This window comes from Ruminiclostridium sufflavum DSM 19573, assembly GCF_003208175.1.
Lineage (GTDB): Bacteria > Bacillota > Clostridia > Acetivibrionales > DSM-1351 > Ruminiclostridium > Ruminiclostridium sufflavum.
On sequence record NZ_QKMR01000008.1, the window covers coordinates 72,435 to 95,470 of the forward strand.

Consider the following 23,036-nt stretch of genomic DNA (forward strand, 5'->3'; position numbering starts at 1 on the left):
GGCTTTAATAAAAAATCAAACTGAAAGCGTTTGCTGTGCAAAATTTTAACAAGCTCCTTACTCTTCTAATGTGCTTTTTATTATTTTTGTAATATAATTGAATTGATAGTAATTTTATGATATTTTATTTTTGATGCTTATTTCTTAAAATTTGTAAATACTAATACAACTGGTATTTATAAATATTGGAGGTAAGCCACGCATGGAGGAGAAAATTACTGCCCTTTACACAAATTTATATGATGCTAACAATGCAATAAGCAGCTTAAAAACAAACGGAATTGCAACGGCGAATTTAAACTCATCGGATTATGGACTTCATAAAGGGTTTAAGCACAAAAGCATACCGCGTAAATTTCCCGGTGCTGTTGCTTCTACCGTCGTAAAATTAGAAATTAGCGTAAACCCGGCTAATAGGGATAGTGCTGTGTCAGTTGTTGCGGAAAGCTACGGTGTAATAGATTAGAAATTTTTGCAGGATTTATCATCAATGGCATTGAAATATAATAATATGGATTTTTAACATGAAGTAAAATACCAGTATCGTGGGGTGTAGGTATGAAAGCTATTATTATGGCAGGCGGAGAAGGCTCAAGGCTCAGGCCTCTTACATGTAATTTGCCAAAACCGATGGTTTCCGTTATGAATAAGCCGGTTATGGAACATACTATTAATCTTCTAAAGAAATATGGTATTACCGATATCGGTGTTACCTTGATGTATCATCCTCAACATATCAAGGATTACTTTGGCAACGGGAAAAATTTAGGAGTAAATATTACCTACTTTCTGGAAAATACTCCTCTTGGAACTGCCGGAGGTGTTAAAAATGCCCAGAGCTTTCTGGATGAATCCTTTATTGTAATCAGCGGTGATTCTGTAACAAATCTGAACATTGCTGAAGCAATAAGCTTTCACAAGGAAAAAAACTCAATTGCGACATTAGTCCTGACCAAGGTGGATGTTCCGCTGGATTACGGAGTTGTGTTAACAAATGCGGACGGTTCAATTACAGGCTTCGTTGAAAAGCCAAGCTGGGGAGAAATATTCAGCGATATTGTAAACACAGGCACATATATTCTAGAGCCTGAGATTTTTAACTATATTGAGCCTCATAAAAACACAGATTTCAGCCATGATGTATTTCCTTCTCTTCTTTTTGCATCCGAAAAGCTGTACGGATATGTGAGTACAGACTTCTGGTGTGACATTGGAGATATAAGGTCATATGTAAAATCCCAATGTGACATTCTCGAGAAAAAATTAAAAATTGATTTTGACGGAGTTCAGGTAAAAGAAGATGTTTGGGTAGGCAGCGGAACAGCTATTGACAGCACTGCCGAAATAAACGGCCCTTGTATAATAGGCTCCAACTGCAAAATCGGAAGCGGTACCCTTATCGATAACTTTACAATAATAGGTAATAATACTATTATCGAGGACGATGTGTCCGTTGTGCGCAGTATTATCTGGGATAACTGCTATATTGAGTACGGAAGCGAGCTCAGAGGGGCTATCCTTTGTAACCGGGTAAGCCTCAAGCATTATGTATCCTTGTTTGAGAACTCCGTTATAGGTGAAGGCTGTAAAATCAATGAACGAGTTATCGTAAAGCCCAATATAAAGGTATGGCCCGAAAAAATAATAGATCAATTTGCCATTATCGACAGAAACATGATATGGGGAACTAAGCATACTAATAAAATATTCGGTGAAAACGGCATCTCAGGAATTATTAATGTTGACATATCTCCTGAATTTGCCACAAGACTCGGTGCGGCATACGGTTCCCAGTTTAAGCTTGGCTCCAGAGTCGTTGTCAGCTCAACAAATTCAAATTCTGCCAGAATGTTTAAGCATGCTTTTATCTCAGGTATTTTATCCGTAGGTGTGGAAGTTTATAATATGAGCAGTCTTTTAACACCCATTGCCAGAGCTGCTATTGGCTTTTTAGCTGTGGAGGGCGGTATACATATAAAAACGGATATTGAAAACGATAACATGGTAAGAGTAGATTTTATGGATGCCAGAGGCGCTGCCATAAGCAGATTCAATGAGCGTAAAATTGAAAATTCCTTTTTTAAGGAAGATTTTAAAAGGTGCTCGGCCGATCAAATCAGACGATTAAATAATATAACCGATTTCAGCATATATTACATGCGCTCTATATACAGCAAGGTTGATATTTCACTCATAAAGTCAAAAAAAATGAGGATATGTGTTTATTCACAATCAGAATTTGTCCTGTCAATTATTATTTCAATGCTTAATGATTTAGGTTGCATAACAAACAGTTTCTTGTATAATAAGAACTATGAGTTAGAGAGCATACATCAGAATATTCAAAGCACCTCCTCTGATTTTGCGGCAATAATTGATAAAAACGGTGAAAACCTCATATTAGTCGATAAATCGGGGAATGTAATAAAGGATGATTTATTTCAGGCATTTGTTGCTCTTATTATATTCAGGACTACAAAGGGCTCTACCTTTTTTGCACCGATTACAGGCTCGGAAGTAATTGACAGACTCGCTCTTAAATATAGCTGTAAGGTCAAGAGAACAAAGAATTCTTCTTATGCAATAATGGATGAAATTCTCAACAATAGTGTCAGCAAAGAGCCAAAGCAGCTGATACTGAGTTTCGATGCCATTGCAGGCTTGATTTATATAACTGAATATATATGCTCTTCAAATACTGCCTTAACAGAGCTGCTGTCGGAAATTCCCGACTTTTATATGACAAAGAAAAGCATTCATTGTCCTTGGGAATTGAAAGGGACGATTATGAAAACAATTATTAATGAGCAAAACTTGAAAAAGATAGAGCTATTGGATGGAATTAAGCTGTATTCCAATCAAGGTTGGGTTTTTTTACTTCCCGATGCCGATAAGCCGATTTTTAAAATAATATCCGAGGGCAATTCAAGCCTTGAAGCAGAAGCTCTTTGTAATAAATATTTCAGCTTGTTGGAAAGGATAATAGAAAATAACTGAATAGCTCAAGCTCCAAGTATTATATTCAACTAAGAGGTTTGAGTAATAAATAATATTTTGTTGTTTTAATTTTAAAAAAATGAGAACAGTTATTGCAGAAAACAAACATGACGGTAAAAAAATAGAGAAGGTTGTAAGAGACTTCTTTCCTGATCTGGCATCCGGCATACTTTTCAAAGCCCTCCGGAAAAAAGACCTCAAGGCAAACGGCATCCGTATAAAAGAGGACTATAAGGTATCCGCCGGAGACAAAATAGACATTTATATAATTGATGACTTCCTGTTTGGCAAAAATGACGAGGGTTACAGTGTCGTCTTTGAAGATGATAATCTTCTGATAGTAAATAAGGCTCAGGGAGTTCCGGTACATCCTGATGATAATCAAAAGGAAGCTACACTTATTGATAAGCTCAAGCAGAGATATGGGGCTGATATTGACTTGTGCCACAGACTTGACAGAAACACAAGCGGCTTGGTAATACTTGCAAAAAATCATGAAACTCTGGACCTTATGCTTGAAAAAATAAAAAAAAGAGAGATAAGTAAATATTATACCTGCATTGTTTCAGGCACTATGGAAAAGGGGCAGGCTGAGCTTACTGACTTTCTGGAAAAAAACGAAAAAATCAGCAGAGTCTTTATTTCAGATAAAAAATCCAGAAATTCCGTAAAAATTATTACCAGATACAAGGTAATAAAGGAAACGGATAATCTAAGTTTGTTAGAGGTAGAGCTTATAACCGGGAAAACCCATCAGATTCGTGCACATCTGGCCTATTACGGACATCCCATAATAGGTGACGGCAAATATGGAAAGAACTTAGAAAACAAGCGTTATAATGCAAAATTCCAAATGCTTTGCGCCAGCAAGCTGGTATTTTCTTTTACAGAACCGGCAAGGCATCTCGAATACATGAGGGACAAAGCCATTTCCATCGAGCCTCCCTTTGATATAGAAAATACAGTAAAAAATCAGAAGCGTTGATTCAGCTTCGTATTTATCCATATAAAGGTGCTAAAACCCAAACTGTATTCAAAATTAGCTTGAAGACTTGAACCGTAATTGACTTTAGTCACAGGCAAGCTGTACTTTTAGCACCTTTATTTAACATTCCTTCTCTCAAAGCTGCGTTCAAATTATTATGCTTTTTTTATAAACATCTGGACAAATATCTTTCCGTATGCGGGGCTGTCAACAACCCCAATTCCGGTATGTGTAAACTTTTCATTGAACAGATTGTTTTCGTTATCCTTTAACCATGCTTTCACAGCCTTTTCAAAGTTCTGATTTCCCGCAATATTCTCGCCTGCCGCACTAAATTTGATACCATACTTTTTCATCATGTCAAAGGGAGAGCCATAAAGCTTGGATGTGTGGCTGAAATAATTATTATCCTTCATGTCATTTGCCTTCAGCCTTGCTATTTTCACCAGTTCAGCATCAAACTCAAGTGCTTTCAGACCTTTTCCCTTTCTCTCCTTATTAACAAAATCCAGTAAGGCCTGCTCCTCCTGAGAAATATCCTTAACCTTCGTAACAATTGCAGCTGTTGGAGCAGTGGCTTTTACAGTCTTAGCCGAGGCAGCTTTCTTATTGACATCTGCCGTTGCCTTGCCAGCATCAGCCACATTTGTCTTTTCAACCTTAACGTATTGAGAGCTGATAGCACCTACATTACCGCTTGAACTGATATAAACGGCATACCAGTCACCCATTTTCCCAATAATAGTTACTTTGAGATTTTTTTTAAGCTTACAGATAATATCATAGGTTGTGGCAGGACCGGTACGCAAGTTTACATCTGCGGCAGTTACCGTCCCGGACTCTGAATTCATGCCCTGATATGCTTCTGATGCCTCAACCTTGAAACGGTTGGTTCCTACCGGCATTACAGTAAACAGGACAACCAATACAGCCAGTACTAATAATAATATTTTTTTCCTTTTCATATACCCCTCCACAATTAGTAAATTTAACCGGTAAATATCATCCGTAGTCTGTCTATATCCTGTATGGAATATAGAAGAATTCTAAGCAAACCTTGGATAAAAACCACCATATGCTATTAGTATTGACATGTTTTTCATATTTATTTAACCTTTTAAGAAATATATGAAATCAGTTTGGTTTTTAAATTTGGTGCTTTGCCCTTTAAAAGACTTCTGCCGGCGATAATCGACTTTATCGATAGACTTGAACTGATATACAGTATATAATATAATAATCATGGATATTAAGAGAAGTAAAAGGAGAAACAATAACATGAAAGTTGGAATAGGGCAGGACAGCCATAGATTTGATTTTGGAAATACCCACAAAAAATTTGTGTTAGGCGGTGTTGTATTTGACGGAGTAACCCCTCTTGACGGTAACAGCGATGCAGACGTAGTTCTTCACGCATTGGCAAATGCCGTATCAGGTGTTACAGGCGTCAATATTTTAGGTGAAATAGCTGATAAAATGTGTTTGAAGGATGGAATAACAGACAGCTCCTTATATGTTGTAGAAGCACTTAAATATCTGGAAAATCTGAAAATTGTTCATGTTTCAATTACAATAGAATGCTCCTACCCGAAAATATCACCTAAAATATCTGAAATGCAAAAGGTGATTTCAAGACTGCTCAGTCTTCCCGAAAACAGCGTAGGCATTACCGCCACCACAGGAGAGGGGCTTACAGCCTTTGGTCAGGGAAAAGGCATTCAATCTTTTTGCTGTGTGACAGCATTATAGGCAATTGCCTCACCTGCAATCAAATCCTCAGGTGTAGTTATTTTTATATTCTGATAACTGCCTTCAATAATTTTAACGGGAATGCCCAGTCTTTCAGCCAGAACCATGTCATCTGTTCCTATATATCCACTTTGGATAGCCTTATTATGTGCATCCATTATTATCTCATAGGAAAAAGCCTGAGGAGTTTGTATGCTCCACAGACTGCTTCTGTCCGGAGTTGATTCTACAAACCCGCTTTTATTGCATATCTTTACAGTATCTTTCAGCTTGACTCCTATTCCACATGCACCATATGCTTTTACTCCATTTATACAAGCAAGGATATCCTTGTTACTGACAAAGGGTCTGGCTCCATCATGAACAAGCAGGATTTTGCAGCATTTATCCACAGCGCATAAGCCCTTGTATACAGAATCCTGACGTTCTGCTCCTCCGCCCACCAGAGAGCCCACCTTCGAAAAATGGAATCGCTCAATAATATTGAGCCTGCAATATTCCATATTCTCTTCATTAACCACTACAATAATATTGTCTATGGCTTCACATTTCTGAAATACATCTATCGTTCTTGCTAAAACCGGTATTCCCGAAATATTTATGTACTGCTTGTTAATATCGGAATTCATTCTTGTGCCTTTTCCGGCAGCTGTAATTATTACTGTTGTGTTATCTGTATGCTTATCCGGCATCCTGCCCAAATCCAATTTCTTCACCAAGTCCAATTCTGTTCATGCCTCCGCTGACCTGTTTATATTAATATAATGCAAAAGTCTTTTATGTCTTCCGCTATTTATTTGGTTTTGCAAAAATCATTCTTCCTGCCGAAGTCTGCAGTACACTGGTTACCATCACCTGTACAGTTTCGCCTAAATACTTCTTTCCGCCTTCGACAACAATCATCGTTCCGTCATCCAGAAAAGCAACACCTTGCCCTGCTTCTTTTCCATCCTTTACAACCTGAACATCCATTTCTTCACCCGGCAAGGCTATCGGCTTAACTGCATTCGCCAGATCATTTATATTTAAAACCTGTATTCCTCTAAACTTGGCTACCTTGCTGAGATTGTAGTCAGTGGTAATGAGCTTGCATTTCAGCTCAAGTGAAGCTTTCAGCAGCATTTCATCTACTTCCTGAACATCCTTGTAGTCAATTTCCGCTATTCTTACCTCATAACCGCCCTCTTTTTGAAGCAAATTGAGAATATCAAGACCTCTTCTGCCGCGCGCCCTTCTTGTCCCATCCGGCGAATCCGCAATATGCCTTAGCTCCTCAAGCACAAAAGAAGGTATAATAATAGCTCCGTCGACAAATCCTGAGGAACAGATGTCCAATATTCTGCCATCTATTATAGTACTGGTATCCAGAAGCTTTGACTGACCTGATTGAGCGTCTCTTCTCGGGTTGTTGCCGGATTCCTTTAAAAACGCGGGCAGATTCTCATTCCTTTTTCTGAGAGCCAGGGCTACTCCCGCAAATCCTAATAAAATATTAATCAATACCGAAAAAGTAACTCCTATTATCTGTATCTTTAAAATGGGTATGCTCACCAGATTTGCCACAATCAAGCCGATAATCAGTCCTATGGCGCATATGAGCAGCTCGGAAAGGGTTATGCTCTGAATCCGGCTTTCAAATCTGTCAATAAAGGAACCTACAAATTCAATAATCCTTGCAGATACAAAATAAAACAATGCGCAAAAAAACAATGAAAATATGACGAAAATCGTAATCCGAAAACTCTCACTGATGTGTATATTATTATTTATAAAAATTGTCCGTAAAATGCTATAGCCAGTAACAGCGCCCAAAATAGAAAAGGATATTTTTATTATTCTATTTAACACGTTAACCGTTTCCTCTCCCTAAAAAGGATTTATTACTCAGCATACAAGTACTCATGAATCTTGTCCTCTACCTCATTCTGATTTAATCCCTTTGCAAGAACTAATTCACTTATCAATATCTGTTTCGCACTGCTTAACATTTTCCTCTCGCCTGTCGAAAGTCCCTTGTCTCTATCCCTCTGCATCAGACATCCTACAACATCTGCCACTTCAAATATATTGCCGCTCTTAATTTTAACCATATTCTCCCGGTAACGTTTATTCCAATTTGAAGACAGGTCATGCTGTTCATTTTTGAGAATCATGAAGACTTTGTCAGCCTCGGAAATGCTTATTACATCTCTTATTCCTATATCTTCAACATTATTGGTTGGTATCATTACCTTCAAGTCACCTATAGGAATCTTCATAACATAATAGCTGCAACGCTTCCCCAGTATTTCCTTTTCTTCGATAGACTCAATAATGCCTGCACCATGCATAGGATATACAATTTTATCTCCTACATTATACATAGTAACCTCCACGCCCAATTGGGGCACAAAAATTTGGAAAATACTCCGTGGAGGTACGCCAGTGTTTTACAATTGTATCTAACGGCTTTCAAGCTAACCTCCACACCGGATTCCCGGCACAAAATATAGTAAAGAACTCCTGTGGAGAATCCCTGCTTCTCATAGAGGCACACTGCCTTTTCAGCAGCAGCTTTACCTGTCTTGCTCGAAATGCATAATACCTGCACGAGCTTACTTTTTGAGCTTATAACCTCCACACCGATTTTCGGCACAAAAAATTATTAAACTATCGCGGAGAACCTCCAAAATATCAAAACAAAATATGTTTATCTTTTGTGTATACAGCCTAGCAAGCAGCATAAGAACCCTTTAAATTGCAATAAGGCTCTTTTCCGGGTTAAGCAATAAGCAAGTCAATTACTATCGCGTTAAAAACCGATACTAACCACCTCAAGCACCTTCAACAAAAATAATATTGATATCAGTGGAGAACCCCTTACCTAGCAGAGTCAGCATCCTTTTTTCAACTGTATATTTGATTAACTTCGTCAAAACCAGCTATAAAGCATAATTAAATCTAAAAACGATATTATCCGCTTTATAATTACCGCTCATATTCTGACGGCAAAGGCTTCAATCCGTAATTGACTTTGTAAAAATACAAATCAGAAAAATACTAAAACGCACCATAAAATATTGAGTGCGTTTGATTAGCAGAATATTTATTTCTCTTAATTTTAAGTATACTACAAAGAATTTGCGTTGTCAAAAAATAGCTCTTATAATATTTATACTTCATATATTTTTTTATAAACAATTGTTTTTATTTGACATAGCCTCTACTATGAACGTATAATTAGACTAGACATCCAAATACTGAGGTGAATCATATGAAAGATATGCTTATTGATGATTTTCAATATACTGCACAGGAACTACTGATAAGAAATAAAAGTATACTTGATTTGATTACGAAATATCAGGATTCAAATTCCAGAGTTAACAGGGCTATTATTAAAGCCGTTACACAGTGCGGCTGTATGACTATTTCTGCACATAAACAGGAAATCCCTGATGATGCCAGTTTAGACGAGATGAAAACCTCTGTTGAAAGCCATATTGAAGGTTTATTATGTGAAAATTGCAGAGATGCTATTGAAAGAGATATCGGAAGAAATGTATTTTATCTGGCATCCATATGCAATGCACTTGATTTAAACCTATATGACATTATATTAAAGGAAAATGACAGAATACGCATGCTTGGAAAATACAACTTAAGATAGTCTTATGGTTTTTCTTTTTAGGCTGTTACCAATCCGTGCTTCTACCAACTCAGCATTAATCGGAGTATTCATAACTGACAGAGCTGGTTATATTTAATTATGCCAGCTCATTTTTTATTATTAAGTTCGCCTATACCTTCAGCTGCTACTTCCCCTAAGATTGTATGCTGTTAAGATACATAAAATTCAAATAGCTTATGCCTGTATTTGTCTTAAAATATTTATCTCTTATTTTTAATATTGAGTCCTCGGATATTTTATCTTCATGTATATTAACTAAAAAGTCAGCTTCAACAAGGATTTGAAAATCAACCTCATCAATAGCCGAGTACGTATGATGATGCCCTACAAGGAAGCACACTCTTTCTGCAAGCAAGGCATCAAATTCCAGCCTTTCAAGAACCTCCCCCGCAAGGACAGGGCCTTCAAGCTCCTGATATCTGCCCGCACTGGAATTGTACTTCCGTTCACTCACTTTAATGCCTATATCATGAACGATAGCCGCAACCTCTAATATTTCCTGCTTCTCATTATCCAGCCCTTCCATTTCGCCTATTGTTTTTGCAAAGCTGTATACCTTCATAAAATGATTGACTCTTTTTATATCTCCTGCATAGTATTTAATCATTTCACTTATTAAAGCACTTTTTTTATTCATCCGAAAGCCCTCCTGAATTTATTTCCATTTCCTGCTGTTTACGTTTATTTAAATACATGCTTTATAACATCCTGCAGTGATTTAAGCTCTGCAACCTCGATATTTTTTGTATCAAGAGCAGGCGCAATAGTATTTTTTGCTACATAAGCCCTTTTAAAGCCTCTCCTGTCAAGCTCCCTTATCCTCATTTCAAGAGAGGGCACCTTTTTAAGCTCACCGGTTAATCCCACATCTGCAATAAATGCGGTATCATTCGGAATTTCCTTATCAAAAACAGAAGACACAATACTCATTATTATCGCTAAATTCACGGTTTGCTCTTTGAATTTCAGGCCGCCTGTTGTTTTTATAACTACATCCTTATCATAAAGAGAAATTTTCCCCCGCTGCTCAAGTATTGAAATAAGAGTATTTAGCTGCTCCCGGCGTACGCATTCTCCTATTCTGGAGGGATAAGGAGTAAAGGTCTTTGATACCAGGCTTTCTATTTCAACGATAATAGGTCTGGAGCCATCCTTTACAACTGTTAATGCACATCCGGAAACCTTTTCATTTTCATCTCTGCTTGTCATAAAAAACTCAGAAGGATTGTCTATTGATACAAGGCCGCTTTCAGTCATAGAAAAGTATCCTCTCTCCCATGTACTTCCAAACCTGTTTTTGGAAACTGAAAGCCCTCTCAATTCCTCTTCATTGTCTCCATCCAATATTAAAACCGCATCCACAAGGTGCTCCAATGCACGCAAGCCTGCTATTTCTTCGCTCTTATTCATTTGTCCCACAAGAAATACCGCTCTGGGCTTCAATGGATCCTTTGCCAGCTTAAGCAGTTCATTGGCACACTCCATGGTCTGAGTAGGAGATCCGGCTCTGGAACCCGGAAAGTCATCTAAAACAAAAGTCTGAATGCTATCTACTATCACAAGATCCGGATCAATCTGCCCGACAACAGCAAGAACATTATCCATACTGTTATCCGAATAAACCCATACCCCGGTTCCTATTTTATCAAAAAGCCTGTCTGCCCTGTTTTTTATTTGACTCTCGCTTTCTTCCCCGGAGGCATAAAGCACCTTATAGCCCCTTGATGCAACATCAGCCGCCACCTGCAGCAGCAATGTGGATTTGCCGGCACCGGGCTTTGCTGTGATTATTGTTATGGAATCCCTTACTATTCCGCCTCCCATTACCCTGTTGAATTCATTTATTCCGGTTTGTATGCGGTCACTGTTCACCGCCTTTATTTCTGTCAATCTGGCAATTTTTTTGACAGACCTGCCCGAAGAAGTTTTGCTTTTTTTTGCTTCTATGGTTATTTCCTCAAGAGTATTCCATTGGCTGCATCCCGGACAGCAGCCAACCCACTTGGAGGCTTCATAGCCACAGCTGCTGCATCTGAAAACTGTCTTAATTTTTATAAAAAACAACCCCCATTTTAAATTTTTTATAACCCTCTAATAACTGTTCCTTTGAATCAGACTGATTGTTTAAAGCACTCCGGCCTTAACCAGCTCTGACAATACATGAACATACATTGCATGAGACCATGTAAGAGGTATTATCCAATCTGCCTTGCCTGTGTATTTATTGCGCTGTTCAGGCAGCAAGCCCATGTCCGTTTTCGCATCTGCCGCCCAGTACAGATATTCCTTTGCTTTTAAATAATTCCCGGTTTTAGTATGGTACAAGGCAACCCACAAGGTTGTAAGCACCCATGGATTCCCTCCGATATATGAGTCATTTTCATATCTTTTTATACCGCCGACTCCTTCGGAGGTTAATACCTGTTCAATTAAAAGCACTGTATCCTTTATCATAATATCATTTGCATCAAACACACCGAAAGGAATGCTTAAGCCCACCAAGCTTACATCAACCTTCCAATCCTCCAGAGTCACATCTCTCATATAACCCTTGGGATTTATCTCAATCATAGTAGTGCTCTGGGAAGGTTCAGTCCCCCAGCCGTTCAGCTTTACCCTGACACTTCTGATGAACCTTTTGTAGTCTTCCTTCCAAAAGCATTTAACAATAGCCTGCTTAATTCCAGCTGCGGTATCCTTCCATTTAGTATATTGCTGCACCGGCTTGCCCAGAATTTTTGCAATTTCTGCAGCCGAAACAAGTCCCGCATATACTGAGGCAGAGGAATATGCATGTTCTCCGTATCTTTCCTCCCATAAATCAAAGCTTGGCTTTGGCAAACCGGTAGCTTCATCTATAAACCTGATTAAAAAATCCGCACCTTTTTCCACACTGCTCCAGACAGACTGAAGAAATTCTAATCGTCTTACAAAATTAAAATGATTCAGCATTCCCCATAACAAGGTTCCTGTTTCGTCAATCTGCAAGCCCCAGCATGGTGCCAGATTCCCATCCATATGATATCTTTGCTGCCAGCTCCCGTCTTCATCCTGTACGTTTACAGCCCACTTATAAAAATTATCAACACATTCATTCAAGCCGGCTATATCCAACGCTCCGGTAATAAAGGCAGCATCTCTCCCCCAGCAGTATGCATATCTTCCGCACCTTGTAAAATATTCATCCACCTCGGGAGCAGCCAACAGTCCTCCGCTTTTCTTATCATACATAAGCCGAAAAACCAGAAGGGATCTTCTATACAAGCTATCCAGCCTGTCATTTCCCGATTTTATCTGATTTGCCTTGTTTAAAAAATCCTTCCAGTATTGCTCCGTTTGATTAAGCATTAATGCGGCACCGATACTTTTTACTTCCTTTATTAAACCCTTTACTAATCTTAAAGTACCGCCGGCGGTTATATAAAGATTGAAGCCTTTAGTCTCATTTTTTGCAAAGGTACCCAAATCCCATGATACCGCAGCATCCTTCATCATTCCGATATCTTCCTTGCCGAACAGATACGTATTCACTGCAGCCTCATTTGCATTATTGCCTATCTGAAACTGGAAAGCGGGCTTATCCGAAAATATTGCTATATAGTTGTTGCTTCTGTAATGAATTAAAGCCTCATTATAAAAATCAAACAAGGAGCATGCAATATCAGTATCAGCACTGGTTGCAGCTGAAAATGCAACAAAGCCCAGCTCTCTCTGCTCAGGCAAAATATTTTTTATTTCAAATCTCCTGACCAGTACATCCCTGTCAGGATGTACGAAATCATATATTATGACCTTATACCCGTCTGAATTATTTGTTATGATACTTTTCACAATATTCGTGTCCGGCATGTACTCCTGATTATGCTCACAGCGCTGGTCATTCAGCCACACTGTGCTTCCGTTCCTGTTTTTTATAAATATACCGCAAAGCATTTTATCAAACTGCTGCAAATAATCAATGTTCGGCCAGAATAATCTGAGAAGCTCGCTTTTATCACTCAGGCAAGCCAGCATTGATGAATTACCTGTAATTGCATTATTATAATATGATTTCTGCATTATAACCTCCAAGCCAAATATCGGCATAAAATAAATAGTATAACTCCTCTGCTTCGCAGCGGTATAAAATTTCTCCAGACTAATACCGCGCCTAATCCGGCATAAAACAGAAGTCAATTGCTATCGGCTTAAGAACTGCTGATATATGTCGATGACTTGAGTTTTGAGGCTCGCCCCAAAGGCTGTATTTCAACCGCACAATTGCTTTGGTAAAGCACTCTTTGGAAAACCCAGCCCCGTCAGGATACTCTATCAGCGAAAAAACAATATAAGTTTATTATAGCATAAATATTTTTCCATTTTTAGAGCAAACTATTAAGTAGTACAAACAAATAAGCGGAGGATTTCATGCAGACAATACTTTACTATGTTAGTTTTTATTTAAGCGAGTTTATCCAGATAGTTATTTTTGCCGCAGGCTGTTATTTTTCGGGGATATCAATATTCGGATGGATAAAGAAAAAAGAAAGGGCGGGTAATGAAACCGCACCCGAAAAAAGTTTTGCCATTGTGGTTGCAGCTCATAACGAAGAACTGGTAATAAGTCAAATCCTAGACAGCCTTTTTAAATTGAGTTACCCAAGTCATTTATATGATGTATTTGTAATTGCAGATAACTGTACCGATAACACCGCCACTATAGCTCAATCTCTGGGTGCAAAGGTACATATCCGTGAAAATGATACCCAGAAGGGAAAAGGCCATGCATTGGAATGGATGTTTGACAGGATTTTTAAAATGGAGCGTCACTACGATGCAATCGCTATTTTTGATGCTGACAATCTCGTTTCCCCTAATTTTCTTCTGGAAATGAATAAACAGCTTTGCAACGGACAAAAAGTCATACAAGGCTATATAGACAGCAAAAACCCTTATGACAGCTGGATTACCTGTTCTTATTCCATCGCCTTCTGGCTGTCAAACCGAATTTTTCAGCTTCCGAGATATTATCTGAAGCTAAGCTGCAGTCTCTGCGGAACCGGATTCTGTGTTGACACTTCTGTTCTGCAAAAGCTGAAATGGGGCGCAACCTGTCTGACAGAAGATCTGGAATACACAATGAAGCTGGCACTGAACGGTATCAAAATTTCATGGGCACATCAGGCAGTGGTATACGATGAAAAGCCATTAACCTTCAAGCAGTCCTGGATGCAGAGAAAGCGCTGGATGCAAGGTCACGCAGACTGTGCGGCCAAGTACCTTTCTCCATTATTCAAGCAGGCCTTTTCGAAGGGTGATCTCATTTCCCTTGATTGTGCGCTGTATCTGTTTCAGCCTATAAGATTCATCTTTTTGGGTTTAATGACAGTAATGCTGTGGGTTCAAACCGTATACCCGGAATTTCCTCTTTTCAGCATCCAATATGTATTCCCTGTTGAAGTATGGTATATGATGGGTTTGTTCGAGATGTTCTACGGACCGTTAATTATTCTTGCAGAGAAGAAATTTAATGTGAAAGCTCTTCTAGGCTTTATAATTTATCCATTTTACTGCCTTACCTGGGTACCTATTACTATCCAGGGCTTTTTGGAAAAAGACAACAAGGAATGGAGCCATACCATCCATACACGGAAAATGAATATAAATGATATGGAAAATCAATAGATAACGTAAAAAATCCTTAAAATACGGATAAGTCCGGATTTTAAGGATTTTTATTATCAAGGTTGAACTGCCATGCTTTGCCTGCGGGATGCTCCCGGATTAAAGCCGTGGTTTAATTTACCGTCACCTGCTGACTACAAGCTTTTCTCCGTTCATATCAACTCTGACTATGTCACCCGCTTTAATTTTACCCTCAAGCATTTCTTCTGCAAGCATATCCTCAAGCATACTAGAAATAGCCCGTCTGAGAGGTCTTGCTCCAAATATGGGGTCAAAGCCTTTTTTAGCAAGATATGACTTAGTTTCGTCACTTACCTCAAGATTTATATCAATTTGCTTGAGTCTCTTTACTAAAACCTCAAGCATAAGCTTGACTATTTCCTTTATGTTTTCCTCTGTCAACGGATGGAATACAATTATATCATCAATTCTGTTCAGAAATTCGGGCCTGAATGTCTTTTTCAGCTCACCCATTACATTTTTCTTCATATCCTCATAATTTTTTTCACTTTCATCGGTTGCAACAGAGAATCCAAGTCGTTTTGGCTCTGTAATGGTTCTGGCGCCCACATTTGACGTCATAATTATAATTGTGTTTCTGAAATCTACCACTCTTCCCTGTGAATCTGTCAATCTACCGTCTTCAAGGATTTGGAGCAGAATATTGAATATATCAGGATGCGCTTTTTCTATTTCATCAAACAGCAGAACTGAATATTGCTTTCTTCTTACCTTTTCAGTAAGCTGTCCGCCCTCATCGTAGCCCACATATCCGGGAGGCGAGCCAACCAGCTTTGACACACTGTGCTTTTCCATAAACTCAGACATGTCAACCCTAATCAACGCTTTTTCGTCACCAAACATAGCTTCGGCTAATGCCTTACAAAGCTCGGTTTTACCTACCCCTGTAGGCCCTAAGAATATAAATGAGCCTACCGGACGTTTTGGGTCCTTCAATCCTACTCTTCCTCTTCTAATGGCCTTTGCTATTGATTTTACAGCTTCATCCTGCCCTATGACACGATTGTGAAGTGTACCCTCCAATTTAAGCAGCCGTTCTGATTCTTCCTCTGCCAGCTTTTTCACAGGTATACCCGTCCAGCTTGCAACTATTTCTTCAATTTCGTTCTCTGTAACTGTATCTGTCTTTGTCTGGTTCTTCTGATGCCAATCATTTCTTATCTTTTCCAATTCATTTTTCAGCTTCTGCTCTTCATCTCTTATTTTTGCGGCTTTTTCAAATTCCTGATGGCGTATGGCATCTTCCTTTTCCTTACTGAGCTTTTCGACTCTTTCCTCCATATTCTTTACATCCGGCGGAGCGGTAAAGGTTTTTAATCTAACTCTTGAGGCAGCTTCATCCACAAGATCAATAGCCTTGTCAGGAAGGAATCTGTCTGTAATATATCTGTCACTCAGCTTTACAGCTGCTTCTAAGGCCTCGTCCGTAATCTTTACTCTATGGTGTGCCTCATATTTGTCACGTACGCCCTTTAATATTTCAACAGCCTCCTCCTTAGACGGCTCTCCAACAGTAATAGGCTGAAATCTCCTCTCCAAAGCAGCATCCTTCTCAATATGCTTTCTGTATTCATTTAATGTAGTAGCACCGATAACCTGTATCTCGCCTCTGGCAAGAGACGGCTTTAATATATTTGACGCATCTATTGCACCTTCTGCGGCACCTGCGCCCACAATTGTATGCATTTCATCAATAAACAAAATTACATTTCCGGCCTTACGAATCTCTTCCATTGCTTTTTTCAGTCTTTCCTCAAATTCACCTCTGTATTTTGCACCTGCCACCATAGAAGACACATCCAAGGTGACAACCCTCTTATCGTTCAAAATTTCCGGGATATTGCCCTCAACAATTTTCTGTGCAAGCCCTTCGGCAATAGCAGTCTTTCCAACTCCAGGCTCTCCTATAAGGCAGGGATTATTTTTTGTTCTTCTGCTTAGGATTTGTATAATTCTCTCTATTTCATTGTCTCTTCCTATCACAGGATCTATCTTTCCGTCTCTGGCCATATCGGTCAAGTCCCTGCCGAATTGATTCAAGGTAGGAGTATTTGAGCCTGAGCCTCCGTTTTTAGGTATCCCTGTTGAACCGGGAGCTTCCTCATTCAGAACCTTAACCAGTTCAGACAGCAGCTTTGAAGGTTCAACGCCCAAGTCTACCAGTATCCTTACAGCTACGCTTTCTCCTTCCTTCATAATTCCAAGAAGCAAGTGCTCAGTCCCGATATATCCTTGTCCCATTCTCCTTGCCTCCTTGAAGGCCAGCTCCAAAACTCTCTTTGTTCTTGGAGTAAATCCCACCGGAGTCTCTCCTACTGTCTCTCCTCTGCCTATCAGCTCTTCTATTTCCTTTAATATCTTATCCTCGGTTATTCCTTGAGCCTGAAGCACTCTGGCTGCAACACCCGTGCCTTCTTTAACAAGTCCTAACAGAATATGCTCGGTACCTACGTAATTATGTCCCATCTCAACAGCGCTCTGCTGTGAAAATGCCATTGCCTTTTCTGCTTTTTCCGTAAAACGTTGATACATTTTTGATCACCTCTCACTATTCTTAATAATATAGAATTATTTCTCTTCTTTTCAGTTATTCGTTTAATCTCGCTTTTCAGCCGGCAGAAGTCTTTGCCTAATCAGTTCAGCCCTTTTAATATCTCTTTCATCATGGTTTAAAGGCTTCCCTGAAATTTTTTGAAGTGTAGCCGGCTGTGACAGTACAACTGTTTCATTTAATCCTGCTATGTCAATATCCTTTATTATTCCCATACTTACACCAAGTCTAACATCTGACAATAGTTTAAAGCATTCCTGTGAGGAAATAATTCTGGCATTTAAAAGCAATCCATATGAGCGAAACACCCTGTCTTCAAATTTATAGATATTCTTCCTGTACAACTGAAGCCTTAATGCCTTCTCCCTGTCAATAATCTGCTTGCATATGCCATCTATGCATGCGATAGTCTCCTCCTCGCTTCTTCCCAAGGAAATCTGATTGGACACCTGAAACATGTCTCCGACCGCTTCACTGTTTTCTCCATATATTCCCCTTACGGTAACACCTACTTTATTACAGCTCTCAAGTATTGATTTGATATATCCTGTCATAACCAGAGCCGGCAGGTGAAGCATAACAGAAGCCCTCATTCCTGTTCCCAGATTGGTGGGACAGCTGGTTAAATAGCCATATTTATCATCAAAGGCATAATCTGCTTTTTCTGAAATAATTGAATCTATGCCGTCACAAATCTTATATGCTTTATCCAACTGTATGCCTGAAAAAATTGCCTGAATTCTGATATGGTCCTCTTCGTTTATCATTATGCTTAAATTTTCATCTTCATTGATATAGGCTCCGCAATTTTCTTTAGTCTCAGCCAGATCAGGGCTTATAAGATGCCTTTCCATCAAGGAAATCTTATCGATAGGGTGCATTGATGTCATATCTGCATACATAAGCCTTCCAAATGCTTTATTGCCTGATAAGATTTGCTGCATTTTCTGAATAAGCTCAGCTTGATGCTTTGCACTCATCCTTGCTGAAAAGGGTATATCCTCAAAGTTTCTGGCAAGCCTTACCCTGCTGGTGACAGCTATATCATATTCGGGTCCCCTTTCTGATTCTTTTACGCTCATTCCCCCACCTCCAAGCTTCGGATTCTGTCACGGATTTTTGCCGCTTCCTCGTACTCTTCCTTCTGAATTGCCCCGTTAAGCAATTGCTTAAGCTTTTCTACTTCGTTTGGCACACTTATATTACTGCTCACTCTGTTAGGTACCTTTCCGTGATGCTCGGCATTTCCGTGAAGCCTTTTAATTATAGAATCCAGCTTCGGTTCAAAAGCCTTGTAGCACTTACTGCATCCAACACGTGAGCTTTTCAGAAACTCACTGTATTCCATACCGCATTCACTGCATTTCAATGCTACAGGGGCATCCTGTTTTATCTGTGAACCAAATAAACCAAATAGTAAATCATTGAATCCGAATGGAGCCACAAATTCTGTATGGCTTATTTCATTTGCACATTGTTCACATAAATATATATCGACCTTAGCATTATTTTTTATTTGTGTTAACTGCACCTTTGCAGGCCTCTTCTGGCAATTTTGACAAAGCATACTAACCTCCACGCCGAATTTACGGCTTTAAAAAAAATATTAATGGCTGCGTGGAGGTACGCAATTTTTTCAAACTAACTGTTTGGGCTTCCCTTACTAACCTCCACGCCGAATTTACGGCTTTAAAAAAATATTAATAGCTGCGTGGAGGTACGCAATTTTTTCAAACTAACTGTTTGGGTTTCCCTTGCTAACCTCCACGCCGAATTTACGGCTTTAAAAAAAATATTAATAGCTGCGTGGAGGTACGCAATTTTTTTATCTAACTGTTAAAAAAACAGTTATGCCTTTTTATGTCCGAAAAAACATCTTGTTTATACAAATCCATTTTCGGGCTTTCTCTGCTAACCTCCACGCCGAATTTACGGCTTTAAAAAAATATCAACCGCACCTGCCCAAAACCCTATAGCAGCAAATTCCACCGGATACAGCAAACAGCTTTTATATCGTCTTGATAGGCGAACTAAACTTTAAGCTGATTTTGAACACAGCTTGGGTTTGACTTTACACTATCAAACTAATTATCATGTTCTTCAACTGTGCCGCCCTCAGAATATCCCTGTCAGGCATGGGAACTCCGCCAATAACCTTGTCGCTGATAGCAGCCTTCATAATAAAAGCTTCTCTTTGGCTTATAACATTATAGTCAACAAAATTATTAATAAAAACCTCTGCGGATTGCTGTGAAATGCTTGAACCCATTGAGGATATAATATGCATAACATAGTTGCCGGGAATAGAAATATTAATTCTTTTTATCTTTACATGTCCGCCGCCTCCGCGTCTGCTCTCAACATAATAACCTCTGTCTGTTGTAAATCTGGTAGAAATAACATAGTTTATCTGAGATGGAACACAGTTAAAATGGTTGGCTAATTCATTTCTCTGAATTTCAATTGCTCCATTTGTATCTGAAATCATTTGTTTTATAAAGCTTTCAATTAAGTCACTTAGGCTTGCCAATACATCACCCCCATATTCCAAAAATTGATTTTGACTTTCTTTGACCTTAATTAAATTATAATACAGTATAAAATTTCATGCAACCCTTTTTTATATTATTCTACTTGAATTTAAGCTCTCAATTTTACCTCTATATTTTTGACTATAAAAAAAATACTATTCAGCTTAGATTGTATTTAGTAATGGTTATCCAGTAAAATATATTCAGTTTTGTAACTTTATATACACAAATAAAATTCAAATCAAAAATAACTGTTAATTTAATCACTCACTTTTCCTGCTTATTTAATGCCTGCTACAGTAATATAAATTGATAAAAGAGCTGTTCCAATAAAACTTAGCATCCCTTAATACAGCAGCTAAATATTATTTTAACAGCCCTTTCCTTATCTTGGCATAAAAGCGGGTATTACTCTTCCACTTCCTCAACCATAGTCTTTTTAGCATCTTCTATCACTTTATTTGCAACTATTGCGGGTGCTTCCTCATATCTTTCAAATTTCAGACTGAAAGAACCTCTTCCATGTGTCATGGACCTTAAATCTGTGGCATATCTGAACATCTCTGATTGCGGCACTTCTGCTTCAACCTGCTGGGAGCCGTCATCCTGATGGTTCATGCCTAAAATCCGTCCGCGTCTTTTATTAAGGTCTCCTATTATATCTCCCATATAATTTTCAGGAATATTGATTTTAACACTTGCTATCGGTTCCAGCAGTGCAGGTGATGCCAAAGGCAACCCTTTTTTATATGCCAGCCTTGCCGCTATCTTAAATGCCATTTCAGACGAGTCAACATCATGATATGAACCGTCCAGCAATGTAGCCTTGAGATTAACAACCGGATAGCCTGCAAGGACACCATGGGCAATGGCATCTCTGAGTCCCTTTTCAACAGCCGGATGATATGACTTTGGTACAGAGCCCCCGAATATTTTTTCCTGAAAATCTAAATCCTCTGCCTCTCCATGCTCAAACTCTATCCACACATGTCCGTATTGTCCGTGTCCGCCGGATTGTTTTTTATGCTTTCCCTCAACCTTTACTTTCTTCTTTATAGTTTCTCTATATGGAACCCTTGGATTGACAAGGTTAACAGAAACACCAAACTTTGCCTTCAGCTTGCTTACAATTACATCCAAGTGCTGCTCTCCCACCCCTGAAATTAATGACTGGTGTGTTTCTGTGTTTAATGAAAGCTTGAATGTAGGATCTTCATCCTGAAGCTTATGAAGGCCTGAATTAATCTTTTCCTCATCACCTTTCGTTTTAGGCTCAATTGCCATAGATATAGCCGGTTCGGGAAACTTTATTTTTTCCAGGGCTACACGGTTCGATATATCACATAAGGTGTCATTCGTATTTGTTCCTGCCAGCTTTGCAATACCGCCTATATCACCAGCAATTAACTTATCTGTGGGTATTTGCTTTTTCCCTCGCATTATAAACAGCTGACCTATCTTTTCGGTCTTCTCTGTAGTGGAATTATATACCGCCGAATCTGATTTAAAGGTTCCCGAATACACCCTGAACAAAGAAATCTTACCTACAAACGGGTCTGCAATAGTCTTAAAAACAAATGCGGATAATGTTCCTGCTGCATTGGCTTTTATTTCAACAGCATCATCGGTTCCGGCTCTTTTAGCCCTTTCAACTAAAGCTTCAGGAGAAGGCATATAGGAAACAATTGCGTTCATCAGCTCCCGCACGCCTAAATTCTGGAATGCAGAGCCGCAGAATACAGGAGTTATCGTCCTGTCTGCAATACCTGCTTTGATTCCCTTTATAAGCTCTTCCTGAGTATATTCCTCACCGTTGAAAAACTTTTCCATCAAGCCTTCATCTGTTTCAGCTATTAATTCATTAAGCGAACTTTTTATTTGGTCTGCTCTATCAGATAAATCCTCCGGGATCTGAGCATCAACAAGCTTATCCTTTTGGAACTTTTTCGCATTCATATTGATTATATCAATATAACCGACATATTTATCAGCTTCATAGATCGGAAGCTGGAAAGGTATAACGCTGTTTCCGAATATTGATACCATCCTATCGTAAGCAGCATCAAAATTAGCATTTTCCTCATCCATTTTGTTAACAAAAAACATACGGGCTATTCTGCGCTCATTTGCATATGCCCAGGACTTTTCCGTTCCCACAGAAACACCGCTCTTTGCAGATACAACTATAACAGCGCCGTCTGCCACACGTATGCCCTGCATCACTTCTCCCACAAAATCAAAATATCCGGGAGTATCAATTATATTAATTTTATGCTCCAGCCATTCACATGCTGCCATGGCAGTACTGACAGATATTTTTCTTTTAAATTCCTCCGGGTCATAATCCATCGCAGTAGTTCCGTCAACGACCTTCCCGAACCTGTCCAGTACTCCGGTATTAAACAGCATAGCCTCAGCAAGAGTGGTTTTACCTCCGTTTCCGTGAGCCAAGAGGCATATATTCCGTAAGTTTTGCACGGCATAGTCCTTCATAATCATTCCCCCTTATTATTTTTAATCATTTCAAAACTTTATGTTAAAATTGCTTTTTGAAGCCAAAGCCTTTTGAAATAAAAAGAGTAGATTAAGGTAATATATTACTATAGCCTAAACAACAAGCGTTATTTTTTGTTCAAAATTTACAAACATAATTAAAACCTTTTATTTAATTTTATAGAACATTACTATATATAATTAATATTATCTATTCTATTTATATATGTATTTTACCTTTTTTTATTTAAAATTTTTTTAAAACCAGAGGAATTCGTGTTTATATCAATATTTACAGTATTTTATGCCATATCTATTTTTCTCTTTTTCGAGCAAATGGCAAAAGTAGGTAACAAGCTGCCTGCAAATAAGTAC

The 23,036-nt window shown here is 38.7% G+C and carries 18 protein-coding genes; 6 read left to right on the forward strand and 12 right to left on the reverse strand.

Going from position 1 to position 23,036, the window contains the following annotated elements; translation table 11 throughout:
* Nucleotides 1-202 precede the first annotated feature (202 nt).
* The 3 genes from LY28_RS08345 to LY28_RS08355 all read left to right on the forward strand — a co-directional run bounded on the left by LY28_RS08345 (nt 203) and on the right by LY28_RS08355 (nt 3,982).
* Nucleotides 203-466 carry a hypothetical protein gene (locus LY28_RS08345; protein WP_110461723.1) on the forward strand — a complete coding sequence of 88 codons (264 nt, stop codon included), beginning with the start codon at nt 203-205 and terminating at the stop codon, nt 464-466.
* 92 nt (nt 467-558) lie between these two features.
* Nucleotides 559-2,997, forward strand: a complete 2,439-nt coding sequence (locus LY28_RS08350) for a sugar phosphate nucleotidyltransferase (protein WP_110461724.1) — start codon at nt 559-561, stop codon at nt 2,995-2,997.
* Nucleotides 2,998-3,076: 79 nt separating this feature from the next.
* Nucleotides 3,077-3,982, forward strand: coding sequence for an RluA family pseudouridine synthase (locus LY28_RS08355; RefSeq protein WP_110461725.1), 906 nt, complete (start codon nt 3,077-3,079; stop codon nt 3,980-3,982).
* Between the two features lie 155 nt (nt 3,983-4,137).
* On the opposite strand, the gene LY28_RS08360 is transcribed toward LY28_RS08355, so the two are convergent.
* On the reverse strand, nt 4,138-4,947 hold the full coding sequence (locus LY28_RS08360; protein WP_110461726.1) for a CAP domain-containing protein: 810 nt from the start codon (nt 4,945-4,947) through the stop codon (nt 4,138-4,140).
* A gap of 313 nt (nt 4,948-5,260) precedes the next feature.
* Between LY28_RS08360 and ispF the strand changes: the two genes are divergently transcribed.
* Entirely contained in the window at nt 5,261-5,731 is a 471-nt protein-coding gene (gene ispF, locus LY28_RS08365) for a 2-C-methyl-D-erythritol 2,4-cyclodiphosphate synthase (protein WP_110461727.1), read from the forward strand.
* Here the strand turns inward: ispF and ispD are convergent.
* From ispD to LY28_RS08380, 3 genes are all read right to left on the reverse strand, one after another.
* On the reverse strand, nt 5,701-6,447 hold the full coding sequence (gene ispD / locus LY28_RS08370; protein WP_479692077.1) for a 2-C-methyl-D-erythritol 4-phosphate cytidylyltransferase: 747 nt from the start codon (nt 6,445-6,447) through the stop codon (nt 5,701-5,703). The genes ispF and ispD overlap by 31 nt on opposite strands.
* A 73-nt stretch (nt 6,448-6,520) precedes the next feature.
* Entirely contained in the window at nt 6,521-7,579 is a 1,059-nt protein-coding gene (locus tag LY28_RS08375) for a PIN/TRAM domain-containing protein (protein ID WP_110461728.1), read from the reverse strand.
* A 32-nt stretch (nt 7,580-7,611) separates the two neighbouring features.
* Entirely contained in the window at nt 7,612-8,094 is a 483-nt protein-coding gene (locus LY28_RS08380; RefSeq protein WP_110461729.1) for a CarD family transcriptional regulator, read from the reverse strand.
* Nucleotides 8,095-8,984: 890 nt separating this feature from the next.
* On the opposite strand from LY28_RS08380, the gene LY28_RS08390 reads away from it, so the two are divergent.
* The gene (locus LY28_RS08390; RefSeq protein WP_110461731.1) at nt 8,985-9,380 is read left to right on the forward strand and encodes a DUF1573 domain-containing protein; all 396 of its coding nucleotides are present in this window, start codon (nt 8,985-8,987) and stop codon (nt 9,378-9,380) included.
* Between the two features lie 154 nt (nt 9,381-9,534).
* Here the strand turns inward: LY28_RS08390 and LY28_RS08395 are convergent, their stop codons facing one another.
* The 3 genes from LY28_RS08395 to LY28_RS08405 all read right to left on the reverse strand — a co-directional run bounded on the left by LY28_RS08395 (nt 9,535) and on the right by LY28_RS08405 (nt 13,460).
* Entirely contained in the window at nt 9,535-10,038 is a 504-nt protein-coding gene (locus LY28_RS08395; RefSeq protein WP_110461732.1) for an HD domain-containing protein, read from the reverse strand.
* Nucleotides 10,039-10,082: 44 nt separating this feature from the next.
* Nucleotides 10,083-11,456 carry a DNA repair protein RadA gene (radA, locus tag LY28_RS08400; RefSeq protein ID WP_110461798.1) on the reverse strand — a complete coding sequence of 458 codons (1,374 nt, stop codon included), beginning with the start codon at nt 11,454-11,456 and terminating at the stop codon, nt 10,083-10,085.
* Between the two features lie 69 nt (nt 11,457-11,525).
* Nucleotides 11,526-13,460: a glycoside hydrolase family 15 protein gene (locus LY28_RS08405; protein ID WP_110461733.1), complete on the reverse strand. Its 1,935-nt coding sequence runs from the start codon at nt 13,458-13,460 to the stop codon at nt 11,526-11,528.
* A 348-nt stretch (nt 13,461-13,808) separates the two neighbouring features.
* Here LY28_RS08405 and LY28_RS08410 point away from each other — a divergent pair, with 348 nt between their 5' ends.
* A complete protein-coding gene (locus LY28_RS08410) occupies nt 13,809-15,065 on the forward strand; it encodes a glycosyltransferase family 2 protein (protein WP_110461734.1) in 1,257 nt (418 codons plus the stop codon).
* Between the two features lie 123 nt (nt 15,066-15,188).
* On the opposite strand, the gene LY28_RS08415 is transcribed toward LY28_RS08410, so the two are convergent.
* The 5 genes from LY28_RS08415 to fusA all read right to left on the reverse strand — a co-directional run bounded on the left by LY28_RS08415 (nt 15,189) and on the right by fusA (nt 22,661).
* Nucleotides 15,189-17,618, reverse strand: a complete 2,430-nt coding sequence (locus tag LY28_RS08415; protein WP_110461735.1) for an ATP-dependent Clp protease ATP-binding subunit — start codon at nt 17,616-17,618, stop codon at nt 15,189-15,191.
* Between the two features lie 63 nt (nt 17,619-17,681).
* Complete coding sequence (locus LY28_RS08420) at nt 17,682-18,719, reverse strand: protein arginine kinase (protein ID WP_110461736.1); 1,038 nt, start codon at nt 18,717-18,719, stop codon at nt 17,682-17,684.
* A complete protein-coding gene (locus LY28_RS08425) occupies nt 18,716-19,204 on the reverse strand; it encodes a UvrB/UvrC motif-containing protein (protein WP_110461737.1) in 489 nt (162 codons plus the stop codon). Before LY28_RS08425 ends, LY28_RS08420 begins: the two co-directional genes overlap by 4 nt.
* Nucleotides 19,205-19,708: 504 nt before the next feature.
* Complete coding sequence (locus tag LY28_RS08430; protein ID WP_110461738.1) at nt 19,709-20,167, reverse strand: CtsR family transcriptional regulator; 459 nt, start codon at nt 20,165-20,167, stop codon at nt 19,709-19,711.
* A 409-nt stretch (nt 20,168-20,576) separates the two neighbouring features.
* On the reverse strand, nt 20,577-22,661 hold the full coding sequence (gene fusA, locus LY28_RS08435; protein WP_110461739.1) for an elongation factor G: 2,085 nt from the start codon (nt 22,659-22,661) through the stop codon (nt 20,577-20,579).
* Between the last annotated feature and the right edge of the window lie 375 nt (nt 22,662-23,036).

What these genes read in the sequence shown, in the direction of transcription:
- LY28_RS08345 (WP_110461723.1), top strand. Translation starts at nt 203, where the DNA reads ATGGAGGAGAAAATTACTGCCCTTTACACAAATTTATATGATGCTAAC.
- LY28_RS08350 (WP_110461724.1), top strand. Translation starts at nt 559, where the DNA reads ATGAAAGCTATTATTATGGCAGGCGGAGAAGGCTCAAGGCTCAGGCCT.
- LY28_RS08355 (WP_110461725.1), top strand. Translation starts at nt 3,077, where the DNA reads ATGAGAACAGTTATTGCAGAAAACAAACATGACGGTAAAAAAATAGAG.
- LY28_RS08360 (WP_110461726.1), bottom strand. Translation starts at nt 4,947, where the DNA reads ATGAAAAGGAAAAAAATATTATTATTAGTACTGGCTGTATTGGTTGTC.
- ispF (WP_110461727.1), top strand. Translation starts at nt 5,261, where the DNA reads ATGAAAGTTGGAATAGGGCAGGACAGCCATAGATTTGATTTTGGAAAT.
- LY28_RS08380 (WP_110461729.1), bottom strand. Translation starts at nt 8,094, where the DNA reads ATGTATAATGTAGGAGATAAAATTGTATATCCTATGCATGGTGCAGGC.
- LY28_RS08390 (WP_110461731.1), top strand. Translation starts at nt 8,985, where the DNA reads ATGAAAGATATGCTTATTGATGATTTTCAATATACTGCACAGGAACTA.
- LY28_RS08395 (WP_110461732.1), bottom strand. Translation starts at nt 10,038, where the DNA reads ATGAATAAAAAAAGTGCTTTAATAAGTGAAATGATTAAATACTATGCA.
- LY28_RS08405 (WP_110461733.1), bottom strand. Translation starts at nt 13,460, where the DNA reads ATGCAGAAATCATATTATAATAATGCAATTACAGGTAATTCATCAATG.
- LY28_RS08410 (WP_110461734.1), top strand. Translation starts at nt 13,809, where the DNA reads ATGCAGACAATACTTTACTATGTTAGTTTTTATTTAAGCGAGTTTATC.
- LY28_RS08415 (WP_110461735.1), bottom strand. Translation starts at nt 17,618, where the DNA reads ATGTATCAACGTTTTACGGAAAAAGCAGAAAAGGCAATGGCATTTTCA.
- LY28_RS08420 (WP_110461736.1), bottom strand. Translation starts at nt 18,719, where the DNA reads ATGAGCGTAAAAGAATCAGAAAGGGGACCCGAATATGATATAGCTGTC.
- LY28_RS08425 (WP_110461737.1), bottom strand. Translation starts at nt 19,204, where the DNA reads ATGCTTTGTCAAAATTGCCAGAAGAGGCCTGCAAAGGTGCAGTTAACA.
- fusA (WP_110461739.1), bottom strand. Translation starts at nt 22,661, where the DNA reads ATGAAGGACTATGCCGTGCAAAACTTACGGAATATATGCCTCTTGGCT.